Origin of the sequence: Fontibacillus panacisegetis (genome assembly GCF_900102215.1) — a bacterium.
Classification (GTDB): Bacteria; Bacillota; Bacilli; order Paenibacillales; family Paenibacillaceae; genus Fontibacillus; species Fontibacillus panacisegetis.
This window is the reverse complement of the sequence record NZ_FNBG01000003.1, coordinates 1-19280: the sequence shown is the minus strand read 5'-3', so window position 1 is coordinate 19280 and position 19280 is coordinate 1. Positions and strand designations below refer to the sequence as shown.

Genomic DNA, 19280 nt, shown 5'->3' with positions numbered 1-19280 from the left:
TCGGAGGAGGATGAGCATAATGTCAGCAGAGCTATCTTTACGTGAAACGTATACAGAGGTGGGGGATGCTCCTTCGACGTATACGAACGGACAGATTGAAATCAGGGGACTTCATAAAACATATGAAACCAAAAATAAAAGCTTTACTGCACTTGAGAACATCGATCTGAATATTAAGGAAAATGAATTTCTAACTATTATAGGACCTTCTGGTTGCGGAAAATCCACATTGCTTCGTATTGTAGCCGGGCTTGATGAGGCAACAGGTGGTGAGCTGACTCTAGATAATGAACCTATTGTAGGACCGGGTGCGGAGCGGGGGATGGTGTTTCAGGGATACACACTGTTCCCGTGGCTTACAGTACGTGAGAACATTGAGTATGGCCCAAAGCTAAAAGGCATACCAACTTTGGAGAGAAGGGGAATCTCCAATCGTTTCTTAAAGATTATCAGGCTTGAGAGTTTTGCCAAGTCCTATCCGAAGGAGTTATCCGGCGGAATGAAGCAGCGCGTAGCCATCGCACGAGCACTTGCTAATCAGCCTAAAGTGCTGCTGATGGATGAACCATTTGGGGCCTTGGATGCTCAAACGAAGCTTGAAATGCAAGAAATGCTGCTAGATGTGTGGGAAAGAGAGAAGACAACCGTGCTGTTTATTACGCATGATATCGACGAGGCTATTTTCCTGTCTCAGCGCATTGTCGTAATGGGTGCAAATCCAGGACGAATATTGAAGCAATTTGAAGTGAAGCTGCCTGAGAAGAGAACGGCAAATATTCGAGAGCATCGGGCATTTCTGGAATTAAAGCATGAGATCGTAGGTTTGCTACAGCATTAAAGTTAAAAACCCGAGAGCTGGACACTTTGAAAAAAGTGCCTTCTCTCGGGTTATTTTTCATAAATATTCACATCTCTTTTTGGTATTTATTCAAATAATAAATTTGTGAGAAAACAATAAACAGATAGGCAGCCACAAAAGCCAGAATCAAATACATATTAACCTGCATTAAAGCAAAGGTCAGCATCAGTGCCGAAAAAACCATCAGCATCAAGTCATATGCTTTGGCTTTTGCTTTATTACTTATCGTTAAATTCCGCTCGTCATTAGCCTCTACTACCATCTGTTTCGCAACTTCCGGATTGTTTTTTACTGCGATATTTTTCAGAACTTCCCCCAGGTTTTGTCCAAAAATGCCGGCTCCGATTCCTATACAAAGATATGGCAATACACGCATAATGTCCTGTGTATCCGGCATTGATTTTATCAGAACAAGACCTGCTGTAAAAATCATAAGACCAATTACAGAAAACACTATATACTTACCGGATTTATAATTTTTCACTGCTTTATTCCTCCTCATAGATAAAAATATCTTCAATACTCAAGTTGAAAAAACGAGCGATTTTATAGGCTAAGAGAATTGATGGATTGTATCTCCCATTTTCAAGGGAACCTATGGTTTGCCTGGACACCTCCAAAGCTAACGCTAATTCTTCCTGTTTAATTCCGTTCAATTTGCGAAGCTCTTCCAGCCTGTTCTTCAAATGGTCACCTCCAATACACATTGGAAAGTTACCTTTCCATAAGTAAAATATAATAAAGAAACATTTATGTCAAGTAAACTTTCCATAATTGAACTGAGTTAAGATTCTGTTGAAATAACAAAAAAACCTTCAGCCCCACAATGGAAGTGGGGTGAAGGTTTTTTTAAACAGTAATTAAAACGCCCAGTTGCCTTTGGAGAAGATTTGTTCTTCCTTGCCGTCTTTTGTAACACCGTAAATATCCATTTCCGCAGAACCTACCATGAAGTCAACATGATTAAAACTTGCATTAAGACCATGCTGCTCAAGCTCTTCCTTCGTCATGGATTTACCGCCTTCAAGGTTGAAGGCATATGCATTACCAATCGCAAGATGGTTGGAAGCATTCTCATCAAATAGGGTGTTATAGAAAAGAATGCCTGATTGAGAAATCGGTGAGCCATGCGGTACGAGAGCGACTTCACCTAAATAATGAGAGCCTTCGTCCAGCTCAACAAGCTGCTTCAGACTGGATTCTCCAACCTCGGCTGAGAAATCGATGATACGTCCGTTTTGGAAGGTCAGCTTAAAGTTATCAATAATGTTGCCGTTGTAGCTCAAAGGCTTGGTACTGGACACAGTTCCATCAACGCCTGTTTTAAGCGGGGCAGTGAAGACCTCCTCCGTTGGCAGGTTGGCAAGGAAAGTGTTGCCTTGTGCATTAATGCTCTCGGCTGCTACCCAAATATGGCCTTCAGGCAGACCGATCGTCAGGTCAGTTCCTGAAGCGATATAGTGCAGCTTTTGATATTTTTTATCGTTCAAATAATGGGCTTTGGAAGACAGATTCGCAATGTGATTACGCCATGCTTCAATTGTATCCGGATGATCAATTCTCACCGTACGGAAAATAGCTTCCCATAATGCAGGGATTTGTTCATTTTCCGGAAGCTCAGGGAATACTTTAGCAGCCCAGGAAATGGACGGAACCGCAACAATGGACCAGCTGAATTTATCAGCCATCTGCAGATCGCGATACTGGCTCATTGCATGACCATATGTTTTCTGATGATTTGTAATTCGCTCAGACGAAATTCCGTTTAACAAATCAGGGTCGGAAGAGATAACGTGCAGAACGGCAGCACCATTTTGTACATATTCAAGCATTTCTCCTGCATACCACTTAGGATCATCCAGGAATGATTCGTCCGCTGCCTTTTCGTATCTTAATCTAGTGACTACATCATCACTCCAGTTAACCTTGACAAAGCGAGCGCCTGCATTGTATGCCTCTTTGACAATTAGACGGATAAGCTCGGCGGAGTCAATTGTTGCATTCACGATCATATTTTGACCGGGCTGCACATTTACCCCTACTTTAACAGCGAGCTCTGCATATTTTTGTAATTTTTGACCGAAATCAGACATGGCCACTCCTCCATTTTTTAGAAATCTATATGGTAATATCATACTACGAATCAGTGTCACTATCCAACTTTGATATTTTTTGTTGGTTCAAATTTATTAACCAATGGTAATTTTACCTTCCGGATAACGGTATAATTCTTTACCTGATTTTGGTGCTAGAGCGTATGCGAGAGTGACTGGACCGACACGCCCCAGGAACATAACGATACAAATGACAATTTTACCGATGTCAGTCAGCTTTGGAGTCAAATCAAGACTCAAGCCAGCTGTTGCAAATGCTGAGGTCGTTTCGAAAAGAAGGGGGAGAAACTCCCGGTCTTCAAGGGCAGACAACGCCATTGCAGCAGAGATGACGAGAAACAGTGCCAACCATGTTTGAGTAATCGCACGCAAAATTGATCCTTTGGATAGGCGTTTACGGAAAAATACAATATCCTCTCTACCACGAATCATGGAATACATCGCACCCAGCAATATAGCAAACACCGTAACCTTAATTCCGCCGCCTGTTGAGCCCGGTGCTGCACCAATGAACATCAGCATGATCAGTAAAAATTGAGTCGAGTTCTCCATATCTGCAATGCTGAGTGTGGTAACTCCACCTGATCTAGAGCTTATTGAATGAAAAAATGAACTTAAAATTCGTTCCCCCAAAGATAATGGCTGCATAGATAATGGGTTGCCGTTCTCCAGAGCAAAGATGATCACAGCGCCACCAACAATTAAAAAGGCCGACATAGATAATACGATTTTTGTATGAAGCGACAAATTACGAGTTTTTCTATATTTAAGTACATCAGACATAACGATAAACCCGATACCACCTAAAAAGATTAAAATCATGACTACAATGTTAATGTATACGTCTTCAGCATACATACCTAGACCACTAAAAGGACCATGTGTTGAACCGAACAGATCGAAGCCGGCATTATTGAAGAAAGAAATGCTATGGTAAATTCCAAAAAACAAGGCTCTGCCGAACGGCATATCCATTGCCCATCTGATCGTTAATAGTAATGCTCCTGTCATTTCGATAACAAAAGAATATATGAAAACACGACGAATCAGTGAAACAAGTCCTTCCATGGAATTGTAATTCATAGCCTCTTGCAGCACTAATCGGTCACGCAGGGAAATTCTACGGTTAAAGGCAAGGGCGATGAGGGTTCCTAATGTCATGAAGCCCACGCCGCCAATTTGCACTAATGCCAAAATGACAAGTTGTCCAAAAAGCGAAAACTGGGTGCCTGTATCTACAACGGCCAGACCAGTTACACAAGTTGCAGATGTTGCGGTAAAGAATGCATCAATAACCGGCATTGGTTTCCCTGATGCAGATGCAGGGCCTAACGATAATAGAAATGTTCCTAAAATAATAATGATGCCAAAACCGAATGACAGAATCTTTGCCGGAGTAAGTGGATGTGCCGTGTTCTTCTTTAATTTATTCACTCAATATTCACCTCGTACATCTTTCTTGCTATTGACGTGAAACATGGTACGATAATGCAATAGGATGTACCAAAACGTCGCAACATATCGATTATATTAGAAACTTTAGGAAATATCGATGAAAAAGGAGTAAATACTGAATGAATCTTACTATTGTTAATGCAGAAATGAATAAAGAAGGGGACGGATCTTTTTTAGGTAAAACGATTTTTCGTGTAGAATCTCATGCGGCTGATTATGAAATTACGTTCTTCAGTAAAAACGGAAAAGACTGGGACTACAGTTTGAACTACGCCAATGAGCCTGGTGTTGAAGAACAATTTCTACAGGTTGATGAAGCGATTGAACAGGATGATGCATTGTTTGACGATCTTCTGGATGCAGCAGTAGATACATTTCCTGAATAGCTTTAATTCCTGAAAAAGTAATGTGAGGGGGAAAGTTTTTGTTGAATAAACCGTTTTACAGATGGTCCTTGGGCATCATTATGATCTTAACGATCATTTTATTGCTGAACAGGGTAAGCTTTATTTTTAATCCGATCGTAACACTTGTTTCAATTCTTATTGTTCCAGTTACGATTTCAGCGTTCCTGTATTATTTACTGCGGCCGATCGTTTCTTTCCTGGAAGGGAAGAAGCTGAACCGTATGCTGTCCATCCTGCTCATTTATTTGCTGTTCATGGGTGTAGTGACTATATTTCTGATGGTTGTATGGCCGCCACTTCAAGAACAGGTTACTGAGTTTATTAACAACGTGCCTAAGCTGATTACAGGGCTTGAGAGCCAAATGAATGAAATTCAAAACAATCAATATTTCTCCATGGTCAGCAGTGATAATTCCAAATTTATGGAGAAAATCACAGAGCATGTGAATTCTGCAATTGAAGCGGCTACTGGATATATGTCGCATGTTTTCACATTCCTTAATGACTTTTTTATTGTTGTGGGTACAGTCCCGATCTTGCTTTATTACATGCTGAAGGAAGATAACAAAGTAAAACCTTCGATTCTAAGACTGGTTCCTGGACGTTACCGCGGTGATGGGAATGAAGTGTTCCAGCAAATTGACAACATGCTCAAGGGGTTTATTGCCGGACGTATGATCAGTGCGATCGTACTGGCCATTATGAGCTTTATCGGGTTCTGGATCATTGGATTGCCTTACCCGCTAATGCTTGCGATCGTTGGAGCATTGTTCAATTTTATACCTTATTTCGGTTCATTGTTAGGTGCAATTCCGTGTGTGATTGTAGCGTTCACTGTATCTCCGTCGATGGTAGTATGGGTCATTATTATCGTAGTGATTGCGCAGCAGATCGAAGGTAATCTTATATCTCCTTACATATACGGGAAAACCATTAGCATTCATCCGTTAACTACTATCGTTCTCTTGTTAATCGCCGGAGATTTTGGAGGCATTCTTGGAATGATTCTTGCTATCCCGGTTTATATGATGGTCAAGATTATCGTTGTACGGTTATATCAATTATTTTTTGCAAAAAAGTTTGAAGAAATGACGGAGTAACGAATCCCAAAATTTCCTAATTACTTGGCAATCGTGATTTTAGTCATATCTCAATTCCCGTCCCTTGAGTGATGATTAATCTAATAAAGAGATAGATTAATCATTATAATCTCATCAAAATTCTCGGAGGGATGATAAGTATGGCGGTCACTGCTAAGGGAGGGAAGTACTTTTATGCTTGGAGCAAAATACTTCCTGATGGTTCATTTTGCCTGCCGGATCAAGCCCTGCAGGAATATCGCATCAGACCTGATACCAATGTCATTTTGATGTCAGGACGTAACACCGCCAAAGGCTTTAGTGTCGTATGCAAGGAGCTAATTGACAACTCACCACTTGCCAAAGTGTTCGCAAGTATACCTGAGATTCAGAGCTTTTCCATTCCTAAGGGTCAGTCAGTAGCTTTTAAGGATCGTATATTTTGCTGGACATATTTGAACAGTGAACGTTACATTCAACTGCCTGTACAAACTTGGGAAGAATTTGGCGTAGCTCCAGGGGATAAGCTGCTTAGCCTCAGAGCGACACATTTAGGATTTAACAATCTTTCAGAGGGTCCTTTTATTGAACTAGCGAAACAAGTCCGCGGCGTACCAGTATATGAATAAAATGATGCAGAACAGCTCACTTGTGGGCTGTTTTGTTTTTTTAGATTATATTTGAGAGTATAATGTAACTACGATTTACCATGAATTGCATAAAGGAGCATACATATGTTTGACCCAACGATTTTTGATAATTTAAAGGTAGTAGTGGAAGGTGCGGTATATGATCTGGATTTGTGCGGAGAATTGCAGGTTGTTAATCGGAATGATCGTGTTGAGCTCTCAACAATGTCCCGGTACTACGCAATAAAGTTTACCCTGCCGGATCGTACTGACTGTAGCGCGGAGCTTCGTTTGTGGGCCGAAACCAAAGATTTGGCAGGAGAAATTTTGGAACTTGACAGCACACTAGCTGAAATTCACGGATGCCACTTGCAACCTGTTTTCTACAAATACGTAAATAAAGATAATGCTGAGCTTGAATGCGTAGCGTCAGAAACTTTAGCTCATAAAATTTGGGGTGATGCTCATTTAGTTCAGAAGATCAGTTATACTTATGGTGATCACAATTCAAACGCTCTTCAAGAAATTACAGTATCATTTCGGCGCAAATTTGGTGAAGAGGTTATTGAGGATGTACCGCAAATGATAGAGCATATGGTCATGATGCTCGAACGATTGTAGAACTTCCAGAATATTTCACATAATTAATTATTAATGATCTTTTAAGCAAACTACTATTTAGTGGGGGTACAAAATGGCGATGAATGCGCATGAAATTGATTATGAAATTTTAGGCAGTGAAATGCAGTGTGTGGAAATTCAACTGGATCAAGGGGAGAGCGTAGTTGCGGAAGCAGGCAGCTTCATGATGATGGACCCAGACATTCGGATGGAAACGATTTTTGGAGATGGAAGCGGCGGAAACGGTGGTATCATGGGCAAGCTGATGGGAGCAGGCAAGCGTCTGTTAACTGGTGAAGGACTGTTCATGACTGTTTTTACAAATGCAGGTTATCAAAGACAAGGTGTTACGTTCGCTTCACCATATCCCGGCAAGATCATACCACTGGATTTGCAGCTGTTAGGCGGAAAGATAATTTGCCAGAAGGATTCTTTTTTGTGCGCGGCTAAAGGTGTGTCTGTAGGCATTGAATTCCAGCGCAAGCTGGGAACCGGCTTTTTCGGCGGGGAAGGCTTTATCATGCAAAAAATTGAAGGGGACGGACTTGCATTTGTTCATTCCGGCGGTCTCGTGCTTGAGCGTAATTTAGCTCCTGGTGAAGTCCTTCGTCTAGATACAGGTTGTCTAGTAGCCATGACGGCTACTATCGATTATAATATCGAATTCGTAAAGGGAGTAAAAAGTGCACTGTTCGGGGGAGAAGGGTTATTTTTTGCCACATTGAGAGGTCCAGGCAAAGTCTGGGTACAATCCCTTCCATTCAGCCGAATGGCAGATCGAATCATATCAGCTTCCCGTCATTCCGGTGGCCGGGAAGAAGGAAGTATTCTTGGTAATCTAGGTAACCTGTTTGAACGTTAATTAACCATATTTTGCAGCGAGTAATTGACAATTCATCGATAATGTAACAATAATAGTTACATTGAGAATGGAAAGGGGGGGATACACTTGACGATCAGCTCACGCTTCGCTGTAGCAATACACATTTTGTCCCTGCTCGAATTCAATAAAGATGGTGTCAATACTTCTGAATATATTTCCGCTAGCGTTAACACAAATCCGGTTGTCATTCGCAGAATTATGGGAATGCTTAGCAAGGCAGGACTTGTGGAAGCCCGCCCGGGTGTCGCAGGGTCAAAAATAACTCGACCGGTAGAAGAAATTACGCTGCTCGACATTTATCGCGCTGTACATGTTGTTGAGGTGGATGCTCTGTTCTCAGTTCATGATAAGCCAAATCCTGATTGCCCGGTTGGCAAGCATATACAAGCTTCTATCGAACCGATATTTTCAACCGCTCAATCTGCAATGGAGAAGTCTTTAGCAGGAGTTACCCTTCAAGATATTGTCCACAATATTAATGAATTTGTGCCTGCCCAGCTTTAAATAATTGCAATAAAATTATTTCATTACTAAGATGCCCCGATATGGGGCATTTTTTGTTATGTCGAGCTTCTATTTAACAATATAGGTTGACAAGTTATTTAATTGTAACTATACTGATTACAAGTTGTTAATGTAACTGACCAAGTTACAACTTTTATATAGGAGGTATGACACATATGACCTGGACTATAATAGATCCGGATACCACGATTGGCCTTGTCAGGTTGAAGGTTAGAAATTTGGAGACATCCATTGCATTTTATGAAGAAGTGATTGGATTTAAGGTTCTAAGAAGAGAACAAGGCGTGGCCGAGCTGACTGCTAATGGCATAACACCACTGCTTGTCCTTGAGGAGAATGAGAAGCTTCAAGTGATGCCAGAACGTTCTGTTTCAGGTCTTTATCATTTTGCGATTTTAGTTCCTAATCGTAGAGCACTAGGCTTATCGCTGCGAAATCTGATTAAGCATAAAATTCCTGTAGGGCAGGGAGATCATTTAGTAAGTGAAGCGCTGTATCTGAATGATCCTGATCAGAACGGAATCGAAATTTATGCTGATCGCCCCCGCGAAGCTTGGCAAAGAAATAGCCAAGGTGAATATTTGATGGCTACTGATCCTGTAGACATCGAAGGTCTTCTGAACATTTCAGAAGATGGAGTATGGAAGGGCCTGGAACCAAAAACCGTTATCGGTCATGTACATTTTCATGTTGGAGATTTATCCGTTGCCAAGCAATTTTATTGTGACGTACTGGGATTTGAGATCACCTTGCATTATGGGAATGCGGCATTATTCATTTCCGCAGGCGGTTATCACCATCATATCGGATTGAACACATGGGCAGGAACGGGTGCACCAGCTAATCCAGAGGATGCAGTAGGGCTGCGTTATTTTACGATATCACTACCTAATCAAGCAGCACTTGACGAAGTAGTATCCAGATTATCTAAATCGGGTATTGTTTATCAAGAACATGATCATGAAGTAACAGTGTCAGATCCTTTTGGTATCGGTATTAAGTTAGTTATTACAAATAGCTAAATTAACACATAGAAATGAATATTATTAATTAATTGGAGGGTATTTATTATGGCAAACATTGCTGTTATTGGAGCAACAGGAAAAGCAGGAAGTCGTATTCTGAAGGAAGCTGCTGATCGTGGTCATCAGGTTACGGCTATCGTTCGCAATGCTTCTAAATTGGAAACGAAAAACGTTCCAGCTATTGAGAAGGATGTTTTCGATTTGACCGCTGAAGATCTTAAACCGTTTGACGTTGTAGTGAATGCCTTTGGCGCACCGTTTGGACAAGAGCATCTTCACGTTGATGCAGGGAATGTGTTGATCGAAGCCATCAAAGGTACTGCAAATACGAGACTGATTGTTGTTGGTGGAGCAGGAAGTCTTTTTGTTGATGAAAACAAAACTACCCGTGTGCTGGAAACTCCTGAATTTCCGGAGATGTTCTTTGCGACTGCTTCCAATCAAGGTAAAAATCTCGATATTCTTCAAGCCACGAGCGGAGTGAACTGGACATTTATTAGTCCATCTGCATTGTTCGCAATCGGTCAACGTACAGGATCATATCAAACAGGCAAAGATAACCTTCTTGTTAATTCCAAGGGTGAAAGCTATGTAAGCTATGAGGACTATGCCGTTGCTGTTGTTGATGAAATTGAAAATCCCAAGCATATAAATGAACGCTTTACTGTTGTATCTGAGTCTTAAGCAACGATAAACTCTTTAACAACGACATCCTTTCACCTATAATAAGTATTACTTATTCCTGTAAGAAAGGGTCGATCGCCATGCAATTGTTTCCTCAGTTGGAAACAGAGAGGTTTATATTAAGAAATCTGTCGTTTGAAGATGCAGATGATTTATTTGATTACTTCTCCAATGATGAGGTAACAAAGTATTACGATTTGGAAAGCTTTGTAGAGGTCAGGCAAGCACAAGAGCTTATCCAAAGATGGAACAGCCGATATTTAGAAAATAAAGGATTTCGCTGGGCAATTACTGTCAAACCAGACAATCGGGTAATCGGAACCTGCGGCTTTCACAACTGGGTTAAGAAGTATTACAAAGCGGAAATCGGTTATGAGCTTCATCCAACCTATTGGCGGCAAGGTGTTATGACTGAAGTAATACAGGAAATTATGCGTTTCGGATTTGAGGATCTCGGCTTGAACCGGATCGAAGCCTTTATAGATCCTGACAACATAGGTTCAAGATATTTGCTCGAAAAGACCGGCTTCTATGAGGAAGGCTATTTGAAAGATTATTTTTTCGAGAAGAATCAATTTGTAGATGCTGTAATCTTTGCATTATTGAAGAAGCAGTATGATCAGAAGAAGGATAAATTTTAAATCAATTTGTGCAAGATCAAGCGTCCGGAAAACGGGCGCTTTTTGGTGTTAATAGGCTATCGTTCACCTTTAATTTGTTTTTGTTTACATAACTATATTTATGTCAATAAAATTACGGGAAGTATATTTTCCATTCAAATGAAACAAATTAAAAAAGAATTAATTACCGACCAGAACGTACAGGAGGATGGAATAACTATGCCGAAGCCTTTTTCCAGTTTACAAGCTCAAAGCCCCATAGCCGATGCACAGCAATCAGTAGGTAAAGCTCATCGTGCTGTGAGACAAGCACAATCCCATCCAAGTGAGGATACTGTTAGTAATGCATATAATGCAATGAATAAGGCAGAAAAAGCATTACAGCAGGCAGAAGAGTATTTAAGCCAACAACCGGAACCTGTTGAACGGGCAAGGGAAGAGCTTAGCCAAGACCGCTACGATCTTAGTCAGGTAGAAGATCAGCTTAAGTAATTGTCACATATAAAGTAATTCCTTACCGATCGCGAAACGTATCTGCGGTCGGTTTTCTATTTTATTCGAGCCGAATCTTGTTTATAATCTATTTAATACTAGGTAACACTATCATTTTATGAATTCAGAATGGAGCTAAACTATCATGTATCGCAATTTAGAAGATTGCCTCATTGATTTAGAGAAGCATGGACATTTAGTACGGATTCAAGAGGAAGTTGATCCCTATCTTGAAATGGCAGCTATTCATTTGAAAGTATACGAGGCAGGTGGACCTGCCCTGTTATTTGAGCGTGTAAAAGGTTCAAAGTTTCGTGCAGTATCCAATCTGTTTGGTACGGTTGAGCGCAGTAAATTCATTTTCCGAAAGACGTGGAACTCCGTTCAAAGTGTCATGGCAGTCCGCAATGATCCGATGAAAGCGATCAAACAGCCGTTCAAAAATTTAGGCACGGGCTTGGCTGCTATTAAAGCTCTTCCACTCAAAAAATTGGGAAAACTCCCTGTTACAGCGCAAGAAATTCAAATATCTGATCTTCCGCTTATTCATCATTGGCCTAATGATGGCGGGGCTTTTGTTACGCTGCCTCAAGTGTATTCAGAGGACCCTGATAAGCCTGGTATTATGAATTCCAATGTGGGCATGTATCGTATTCAACTCAGCGGCAATCAATACGAAATGAATAAAGAAATTGGACTGCATTATCAAATTCATCGCGGGATCGGCATCCATCAGGACAAGGCAAACAAACTTGGTCAACCTCTCAAAGTGAGCTGTTTTGTAGGTGGTCCTCCAGCACATACCTTGTCAGCGGTTATGCCTTTGCCTGAAGGACTTACTGAAATGACGGTTGCGGGTATGCTATCTGGGCGCAGTTTTAGATATAACTATGTTGATGGATACTGTATTAGCAGTGATGCTGATTTTGTAATAACCGGTGAGATTTATCCTGAGGAGACTAAGCCGGAGGGACCTTTTGGCGACCATTTAGGTTATTACAGTCTCGTACATCCATTTCCAGTCATGAAGGTTCATAAGGTATTTGCAAAGCCAAACGCAATTTGGCCTTTTACTGTAGTTGGCAGACCTCCACAAGAAGATACTTCATTTGGTGAACTTATTCATGAATTAACTGGGGATGCAATCAAATATGAAATTCCAGGTGTAAAGGAAGTCCATGCTGTAGATGCGGCGGGTGTTCATCCGTTACTATTTGCAATCGGGAGCGAAAGATATACACCTTATCAGAAGGTGAAGAAGCCTGCAGAGCTTCTCACTCTAGCCAATCGCATATTAGGCACTGGACAACTAAGCTTGGCGAAATATTTATTTATTACAGCGGAAGAAAATGAACGGATTGATTCACATCATGAATTAAAATTTTTGAAGTATATTTTAGAACGTGTTGATCTTCAAAGAGATATTCATTTTCATACAAATACAACGATTGATACTCTTGATTATTCGGGAACCGGCTTAAACAGCGGAAGTAAAGTAGTTATCGCTGCATATGGAGACAAACAAAGAGAGCTATGTGTAGAAGTACCTGATCATTTAAGAAATATTCGCGGGTATGAAGATGTACAGCTCGTAATGCCAGGCGTTGTGGCTATGCAAGGACCTAAATTTAGCAGCTATGCAGACGCAGAAGATGAGCTGAGAGGGCTAACCAAATCTATTCAAGAGAAGGGGCCAATACCGTCATGTCCAATGATCATTCTCTGTGATGACAGCTCTTTCATGAGTGCTTCAATCAGCAATTTCCTTTGGGCTACCTTCACGCGAAGCAATCCTTCTCATGATATTTATGGTGTTAACAGCTCTTATGCGAACAAGCATTGGGGCTGCGATAATATGATCATTGATGCTCGAACTAAGCCACACCAAGCACCTCCGTTAGTACCTGATCCGACAGTAGAAAAAAATATAGAGCGTTTGTTTGTTAAGGGAGCAAGTTTAAGTAGAATTTTATAAAGTTAACATATAAAATGTTATGTTAACTTGTTAACGGCTGAAATCATAATGAATACTTTTTTAGAGGCTGTCGTTATCTAAGATAACTTAACTTTGAGGGGCGTCAGGAATAGCATGTAAAAACAACTATGACGCCCAAGCGTCACCGCCTAAAATGAAAATAAGATACTCCAAATTTCCAAATTGCGCTTTATCGAAATAGTACAGCTAGCTTATTCGTGAGAAGTCAGAGGATTGCAGATTGAACACAGTAGAGGAAAAAATCTCCTTTATTTTCGAAAATGAGATGATTTTAAAGAAAATAAAGGAAGCATTTTCCTTTATCTTTACTGAAATTGCCCTAAAATGCCAAAAACAAGCGTTTATCACCAAAATAGAGGAATTAAGTTCCTTTATTTTATGATCTTGAGCGAATCCTGATGGAATAGGGGAACTTTTTTCCTTTATTGCTACCGAAGTTCTGAAATAGGCTGAAAACCCCAACTGCAAATGTGCAGGCTTTGATCATGTAAATCCACTAAATGCCCTACTAGTTTTGACACTAAACCAACTTTTGGGACAGCCCCATTTTTTTGTGGATTGTTTCCTAATTTGAGGAAGGAATTATAAACGTTATGTAGAAACACCATTATGAAGCATTCAAATACATAGCATAATGGAGTTGAACAGGTGAAGATTATGTACAGAACACATGGAATAGGATTATGGGTACTCATTATCATGATTACATTTAGCCTAGCTGGTTGCACGGCAAAGGAAACCCCACAAACCTCATCAGACATTACATCAGACATAGATCAGCTAACCAAACAGATGCAAGCTAATTTTGATGAGAAATTAAAATACCGCGGCAAGAAGACGCTAGAGGGAATAAGCGATGAATTACTGATCTTTTACGCCGATGTCTCGAAAGGTTATGAAAGTGCTGTCTATCATCTCAATACGAATACAGGAACCGTTGTTGAGGGTATTAGCGGGATGCCACTGTATAATCTTTTTATTCAATCAAGGAATTTGAATGAGCTTAGCTTTAGAGACTACTTAGCCGCTATTGAAGAGCTTGTGCTCCCTATATTAAAAGAGAAGGGATACTCCGTTGACTCTGATCTGGACCCATTTTTTAACGGTTATATAGGAGATGGGTTTATTGAATATCAGCTGTTCAAAGATCATGCTGAGGATGGGAATCAGTACATAGTACATGTTGAGCCATTCACTAAAGTAATCAAAGAGTTGGGAGAGGTAGAGCGTTTTGATGACGCTGATGAAGCGAGTTCTCTCACCGATGATACCTACGATACATTGGACGAAGCTGCAGCATTACCTGCAGGAGATCATCTTGATGATTTTATTAAAATTGGATATCAGATCATTGAAGAGCAAACTTTTCAGGCCGTTTTGCAGCCATGGGGCAATGTAAGATTTGTGTCTGGTTATCTCTCTGAAGATAAATTTAAACAACCTATGTATCACATCGTAGATTCAGAACAAAAAGTATTATTTACCTTACCGCCAGATATGAATATAAAGGACTTATATTTTGAAGGACTTAAAGCCGTAAGCTTTAAAGATATGAATGAAGATAAAATGAAAGATATTATTGTAATTGGGGAGTACTCTAAGGATTCTCAAGGACAAAATAAGGGAATACTGGTGTCTGTATATTTTTCGTCAGGGGAGATGTATTCGAGTCTACCTTGGTACAATGATCAACTTAATAATTCCGGCAATAATCGTTCCATCCAAAGTGTAGTAGCAGAGGGTAACAAGATCCTTAAGAAGATATTACCTTCTGAAGATAGACGTGAGCAAACAGATGAAAATCTTGATGTCCTATCCTCATTCATTTGCACCGACAAGCTGCTAAGTACTGGTGATCTGGATTACGGGGCTATTTCTGAATCTGTTTATTTATTTTCTTATAGTACGACATTTTCTGAAAGTTATTTGCCTAGTTCTGTTGGAGCTTGTTTTGCCAAAAACCGTGAGGAGCTTCTAGTTAATAAAAATACTTTAAAAGCTCAAGTAGAGCAGTATGATCAGCTGATGAGTGATCTAAGTGCTGATATCAATAGCTATCATTACATCGAAACAGGCGGAGGCACGATGTGGAACATTGTTAACGCTTATTCATACTTGCAAATGGAAATTTCGTTAAACCAATATGCTCAAGGAAAAACATCAGCTAGCAGCTCTAACCATCCAGACTCACAAATTGAGCTAGAAGGCCAATGGAGCGAATTTCACGAACAAATCAAATCAGTGATTAACAATAAATACCTTGGTGACCGTGATAACCCGATTGAATTAAGCAGTGAGGAATTGGATCAAATCAAAGAGATTGAACAACAACTAAATAAAAATATGCCCGAGTTTATTAAACGGGTATCAAATGATTCAGAAGCAGAAGGGTTAGCAAATTGGATGATGAATAAATTTAGTCTTGATATTTGAGCATTTAGCATAATTCAATTTTCGATTCAGAATCATGGTCAGTCTATAACGAAATCTCAGTTGTGAGAGCTGAGCTATAACAGACATGACAGGCCTTTATTCAAGAATTGTAGCGTTCTACACTGGTTCGTTTATTGTAAAGCTCCTTTCAGCTTCAGCATTATCGATAGGGTAGCCTATAGTGCCTGATATCCGTTTTGACTGTTGATTTTGACCACCATTCCATAATTCCATCTCCAAAATCTCCCTCGAATATAACAGGAATTCTGTGACAAAATGTAGTAATCGGGGAGAAAGGAGTGTCTCCATGCTTAAAATAATTCGGTTTCTGTACATTGCCTTTATCTTTATCTTGGTTTTAGGTTGCCAAAGGCAGGATTCTAAAGCTAATGAACAGGATTTATTTCAGGTTAAATCGGTCAAAGATGGACATTCAAAGAAAATAATTTTTTTGTTGATTGATTCTCTGATGTCTCAAGCGATTGATCAAGGAATAAAACAAAAAGAACTGCCAGCTTTTCAATATCTAATCAACCATGGCCAGTATAATAAAAATATGGTCAGTTCGTTTCCTACGATGTCTGTAACGATTGATAGTTCTTTGTTAACAGGAAGTTATCCGAATGAGAATCACGTACCTGGATTGACGTGGTTTTCATCTGACACTAAAAAAGTTATCAATTATGGGACAGGACCGATGGAAGTATTAAGACATGGGGTCGATCCGACATTAGTTGATGGGTTAATTCATCTGAATAATAAACACTTGAATCCCAAGCTGCCAACCATTTATGAGGACCTGGCCAAACGCGGATTAAAAGCAGGTTCGATCAACGGCTTGATTTATCGTGGAAGTAGGGATCATAAATTATCGATTCCTGCTTGGATTCATGGACCAACCTCATTACCTAAGGAAATTCCGGTACAAGGACCGGATTTCTTAGCCTTAGGATCGCTCACTAATCCGCTCAAAGGAATCAAAAACTTACCAGACGATATAACCCGACGGATAGGAATTAATAATCAATATTCCATCGAAACAGTCAAACATTTGATACAAGCAAACAAGCTGCCTGATTTTTTGTTTGTATATTTACCGGATTTGGATCAGAAGATTCATAAAGACGGGCCTCCAAGTCTGAATGGAGTCAAGGAAGTTGATCAACAGCTTCATTCGTTATTACGTTCTTTTCCTTCACCGGAAGAGGCTTTAAAAGAAGTCATTTTTATCATTGCTGGAGATAGCGGTATGACTCGAATCTTTCCTGCCGAAAAGAATCCGGTAATTGATTTGCCTTCCATGTTCAAAGGATACAACGTTCTCTCGCCAGGTGAAAATGTCACGGACAAAACAGAAATTGTTCTTGCAGTAAATGAGACCATGGCTTATGTTTATAAGCTTAATAGGAATAAGTCGCTACAAGACATCGCCCGCTTACTAACAACTGATCCGCGTATCGATTTTGTGTCGTGGAAAGAAAATGAATGGATGTACGCAGTCCAAGGAGCCACTGCCAAAATGCTTCAGTATAAAGCAGATGGAAAGATAAAAGATCATTATCAACAAAAGTGGGCAGTCAAAGGGGATTTAGGTGTATTGGATTTAAAAGTAAATGCAGTAAATAACTCGATAGTATATGGATTATATCCCGATGTATTGGAACGATTATCCGGAGCGTTACACTCACACAAAGGAGAGTTTTTAGTTGTCACCGCAAAACCAGGATATGAATTAGCTGACCAAAGCTCACCGACGCACAAGGGAGGAGGAGGACACGGCTCTATACGTCAGGAAGAGTCGCTGGTGCCATTAATCATATGTGGAACGGATCAAAAGCCACAATATTTACGCATTATTGATTTAAAAGCTTTTTTACTTAAGCTATTATCAAATAGCAAATAAGGACGTCCCTATAAGATAGGGGCGTCCTTTCGTCATAAGCTAATTATTTTGTTTGTTGTTGAGCTTGTGCAGCTGCCTGTAATGAGGATTGTACTTGCTTAACCATGGATTGAGCTTGAGTAATTTCATTGGAAGCTTGCTTTAATGCTTCCTCACATAACGTCTGATTAGAAGCGGATTGCTCGATCGCTTGTGTAATCATATCTTTTGCGATAGTTGTAGATGCCTCTGCTTTTTTTAATGCGTTCGTATCAACTTGTGTCATTTCATATTTCCTCCCTTAATCATCATATTAGCTGTATTGACATACCACCTTATCTTTTACTTTTTCGATAATTTTATGCATACAAGTTAAACACTAAATTCTACTATAAACGAAGTTCCGTAACTATCAGACTCTACAAATAGAAAACCATTATTTTTATCCACGATTTTTTTTACGATAGATAGGCCTAGACCAGAACCATGTTTTTTCGTAGTATACCCTGAAGCAAAAATCTTATTCAGCTCATTCTCAGGAATCTGAGGTCCATTATTATACACTGTAAAGGTTATTTTTCTGCCGTTCTTTTTTCCTGTCAATTTTACTATGGATAAATGACGATTATCTTTGGTCGTGTTTTCTTTGATTGCCTCAAAGGAATTATCAATCAAATTACCTAGTATTTTCACTAAATCAATAGCTTTAATATGATCAAATTCGTTCCCAGTGAACTTGAAAAATTGAAACTCGAAATTTATATTGTTCGATACAGCTTGTGACTTTTTAGCCTGGACTAATGCAATGATAGCAGGGCAATCAATGTTTAATATATCATTGATTTCATCAGTTTCTCCCACTAGATTTTCAACATATTTTTGTAAATCATCGTATTTTTTTAAAGTCACAAAAGCATGGACGGTACACAAATGATTGTTATAATCATGCCGTTGTTCTCTAATTGTTCTAAATAAATTCTCCATACTGCCTTTATACTCTGAATGCACTGACATCACTGCATTTTCTTTATACTTAATAAAAATGTAATACACAATGTAGCACAATACAGCAAAGACTGCTGAGCAGATTATGATCGTGAAGATATAGAAAAATACTTGGTCGTAAATAACATCTGTCATCAATTTATAATCTGATGAGAGGAGCAGAACATAACGGTTATCTTTTACTGTAAGAGGCATGAAGTATTTTTCTATTTCTTGATCATTGTAATGATATGTGTACACCTGGTTTTTGTTATTTACAATGGCATCTTTTAAATATTTATTATCTCGTTCATCCGGGAATAAATAATCACCATATCTTGCTAATTCATTCAGATTAGAAAAACTTAAATCCTTTACTTGATAAAGAGTAAAATCCAGTGTTAATCTTTTCCCGTCATATACATTAACCACACTTGTCATTAAGCTTTCAAACTGACCAGAAATGTCTTCAGAAGTAGGTATCCGTTCGTGATCCATCGCATTTCCAATATAATATCGTACATATTCTGCAACCAAACCAAATCTCTTATTGCCTTCGTCAATTAGTGCTTTTTTAGTTAATTCCATATAA

Annotated in this window: 20 protein-coding genes; 14 read left to right on the top strand and 6 right to left on the bottom strand. The window is 39.6% G+C overall.

From position 1 onward, the window contains the following. The first annotated feature begins 19 nt into the window (after positions 1-19). Positions 20-838 (top strand): ABC transporter ATP-binding protein, encoded by an 819-nt coding sequence (locus BLS49_RS04110; protein WP_091226961.1) that lies wholly within the window; start codon positions 20-22, stop codon positions 836-838. 67 nt (positions 839-905) lie between these two features. Here the strand turns inward: BLS49_RS04110 and BLS49_RS04105 are convergent, their stop codons facing one another. The 4 genes from BLS49_RS04105 to BLS49_RS04090 all read right to left on the bottom strand — a co-directional run bounded on the left by BLS49_RS04105 (position 906) and on the right by BLS49_RS04090 (position 4407). Further along, a complete protein-coding gene (locus BLS49_RS04105) occupies positions 906-1343 on the bottom strand; it encodes a hypothetical protein (protein ID WP_217640029.1) in 438 nt (145 codons plus the stop codon). A 4-nt stretch (positions 1344-1347) separates the two neighbouring features. Further along, positions 1348-1545 carry a helix-turn-helix transcriptional regulator gene (locus BLS49_RS04100; protein WP_091226957.1) on the bottom strand — a complete coding sequence of 66 codons (198 nt, stop codon included), beginning with the start codon at positions 1543-1545 and terminating at the stop codon, positions 1348-1350. A gap of 174 nt (positions 1546-1719) precedes the next feature. Continuing rightward, positions 1720-2952: an aminopeptidase gene (locus BLS49_RS04095; protein WP_091226956.1), complete on the bottom strand. Its 1233-nt coding sequence runs from the start codon at positions 2950-2952 to the stop codon at positions 1720-1722. A 96-nt stretch (positions 2953-3048) separates the two neighbouring features. Beyond that, the gene (locus tag BLS49_RS04090; protein ID WP_091226954.1) at positions 3049-4407 is read right to left on the bottom strand and encodes a TrkH family potassium uptake protein; all 1359 of its coding nucleotides are present in this window, start codon (positions 4405-4407) and stop codon (positions 3049-3051) included. Positions 4408-4547: 140 nt separating this feature from the next. Here BLS49_RS04090 and BLS49_RS04085 point away from each other — a divergent pair, with 140 nt between their 5' ends. The 13 genes from BLS49_RS04085 to BLS49_RS04025 all read left to right on the top strand — a co-directional run bounded on the left by BLS49_RS04085 (position 4548) and on the right by BLS49_RS04025 (position 17725). Beyond that, entirely contained in the window at positions 4548-4814 is a 267-nt protein-coding gene (locus BLS49_RS04085) for a hypothetical protein (protein WP_091226953.1), read from the top strand. 41 nt (positions 4815-4855) lie between these two features. Further along, complete coding sequence (locus BLS49_RS04080; protein WP_245742266.1) at positions 4856-5935, top strand: AI-2E family transporter; 1080 nt, start codon at positions 4856-4858, stop codon at positions 5933-5935. Between the two features lie 140 nt (positions 5936-6075). After that, positions 6076-6543, top strand: a complete 468-nt coding sequence (locus BLS49_RS04075) for a hypothetical protein (RefSeq protein ID WP_091226951.1) — start codon at positions 6076-6078, stop codon at positions 6541-6543. A gap of 105 nt (positions 6544-6648) precedes the next feature. Continuing rightward, the gene (locus tag BLS49_RS04070; protein WP_091226949.1) at positions 6649-7164 is read left to right on the top strand and encodes a hypothetical protein; all 516 of its coding nucleotides are present in this window, start codon (positions 6649-6651) and stop codon (positions 7162-7164) included. Between the two features lie 79 nt (positions 7165-7243). Further along, positions 7244-8026 carry a TIGR00266 family protein gene (locus BLS49_RS04065; protein ID WP_091227307.1) on the top strand — a complete coding sequence of 261 codons (783 nt, stop codon included), beginning with the start codon at positions 7244-7246 and terminating at the stop codon, positions 8024-8026. 87 nt (positions 8027-8113) lie between these two features. Continuing rightward, the gene (locus BLS49_RS04060) at positions 8114-8551 is read left to right on the top strand and encodes an Rrf2 family transcriptional regulator (protein ID WP_091226948.1); all 438 of its coding nucleotides are present in this window, start codon (positions 8114-8116) and stop codon (positions 8549-8551) included. Between the two features lie 176 nt (positions 8552-8727). Next, positions 8728-9594: a VOC family protein gene (locus BLS49_RS04055; protein ID WP_091226946.1), complete on the top strand. Its 867-nt coding sequence runs from the start codon at positions 8728-8730 to the stop codon at positions 9592-9594. 48 nt (positions 9595-9642) lie between these two features. Beyond that, the gene (locus BLS49_RS04050) at positions 9643-10281 is read left to right on the top strand and encodes an NAD(P)-dependent oxidoreductase (protein ID WP_091226944.1); all 639 of its coding nucleotides are present in this window, start codon (positions 9643-9645) and stop codon (positions 10279-10281) included. An 80-nt stretch (positions 10282-10361) separates the two neighbouring features. Next, positions 10362-10922 carry a GNAT family N-acetyltransferase gene (locus tag BLS49_RS04045; protein ID WP_091226942.1) on the top strand — a complete coding sequence of 187 codons (561 nt, stop codon included), beginning with the start codon at positions 10362-10364 and terminating at the stop codon, positions 10920-10922. Between the two features lie 198 nt (positions 10923-11120). Continuing rightward, a complete protein-coding gene (locus BLS49_RS04040) occupies positions 11121-11393 on the top strand; it encodes a hypothetical protein (protein ID WP_091226940.1) in 273 nt (90 codons plus the stop codon). Between the two features lie 145 nt (positions 11394-11538). Then, positions 11539-13368, top strand: coding sequence for a UbiD family decarboxylase (locus BLS49_RS04035; protein ID WP_091226939.1), 1830 nt, complete (start codon positions 11539-11541; stop codon positions 13366-13368). 669 nt (positions 13369-14037) lie between these two features. Then, positions 14038-15822 (top strand): hypothetical protein, encoded by a 1785-nt coding sequence (locus BLS49_RS04030; RefSeq protein WP_091226937.1) that lies wholly within the window; start codon positions 14038-14040, stop codon positions 15820-15822. A gap of 307 nt (positions 15823-16129) precedes the next feature. Continuing rightward, positions 16130-17725 (top strand): alkaline phosphatase family protein, encoded by a 1596-nt coding sequence (locus tag BLS49_RS04025; RefSeq protein WP_091226936.1) that lies wholly within the window; start codon positions 16130-16132, stop codon positions 17723-17725. Between the two features lie 43 nt (positions 17726-17768). On the opposite strand, the gene BLS49_RS04020 is transcribed toward BLS49_RS04025, so the two are convergent. Further along, entirely contained in the window at positions 17769-17990 is a 222-nt protein-coding gene (locus BLS49_RS04020; protein ID WP_091226934.1) for a hypothetical protein, read from the bottom strand. An 86-nt stretch (positions 17991-18076) separates the two neighbouring features. Continuing rightward, positions 18077-19280, bottom strand: a 1204-nt coding sequence (locus BLS49_RS04015; RefSeq protein ID WP_139173096.1) for a sensor histidine kinase, incomplete at its 5' end; no start/stop codon positions are given.

Excerpts from the sequence above, each read along its gene's own strand:
- BLS49_RS04095 (WP_091226956.1), bottom strand. The coding sequence starts at position 2,952 with ATGTCTGATTTCGGTCAAAAATTACAAAAATATGCAGAGCTCGCTGTT.
- BLS49_RS04040 (WP_091226940.1), top strand. The coding sequence starts at position 11,121 with ATGCCGAAGCCTTTTTCCAGTTTACAAGCTCAAAGCCCCATAGCCGAT.
- BLS49_RS04035 (WP_091226939.1), top strand. The coding sequence starts at position 11,539 with ATGTATCGCAATTTAGAAGATTGCCTCATTGATTTAGAGAAGCATGGA.
- BLS49_RS04070 (WP_091226949.1), top strand. The coding sequence starts at position 6,649 with ATGTTTGACCCAACGATTTTTGATAATTTAAAGGTAGTAGTGGAAGGT.
- BLS49_RS04085 (WP_091226953.1), top strand. The coding sequence starts at position 4,548 with ATGAATCTTACTATTGTTAATGCAGAAATGAATAAAGAAGGGGACGGA.
- BLS49_RS04050 (WP_091226944.1), top strand. The coding sequence starts at position 9,643 with ATGGCAAACATTGCTGTTATTGGAGCAACAGGAAAAGCAGGAAGTCGT.
- BLS49_RS04065 (WP_091227307.1), top strand. The coding sequence starts at position 7,244 with ATGAATGCGCATGAAATTGATTATGAAATTTTAGGCAGTGAAATGCAG.
- BLS49_RS04025 (WP_091226936.1), top strand. The coding sequence starts at position 16,130 with ATGCTTAAAATAATTCGGTTTCTGTACATTGCCTTTATCTTTATCTTG.
- BLS49_RS04045 (WP_091226942.1), top strand. The coding sequence starts at position 10,362 with ATGCAATTGTTTCCTCAGTTGGAAACAGAGAGGTTTATATTAAGAAAT.
- BLS49_RS04075 (WP_091226951.1), top strand. The coding sequence starts at position 6,076 with ATGGCGGTCACTGCTAAGGGAGGGAAGTACTTTTATGCTTGGAGCAAA.
- BLS49_RS04110 (WP_091226961.1), top strand. The coding sequence starts at position 20 with ATGTCAGCAGAGCTATCTTTACGTGAAACGTATACAGAGGTGGGGGAT.
- BLS49_RS04055 (WP_091226946.1), top strand. The coding sequence starts at position 8,728 with ATGACCTGGACTATAATAGATCCGGATACCACGATTGGCCTTGTCAGG.
- BLS49_RS04020 (WP_091226934.1), bottom strand. The coding sequence starts at position 17,990 with ATGACACAAGTTGATACGAACGCATTAAAAAAAGCAGAGGCATCTACA.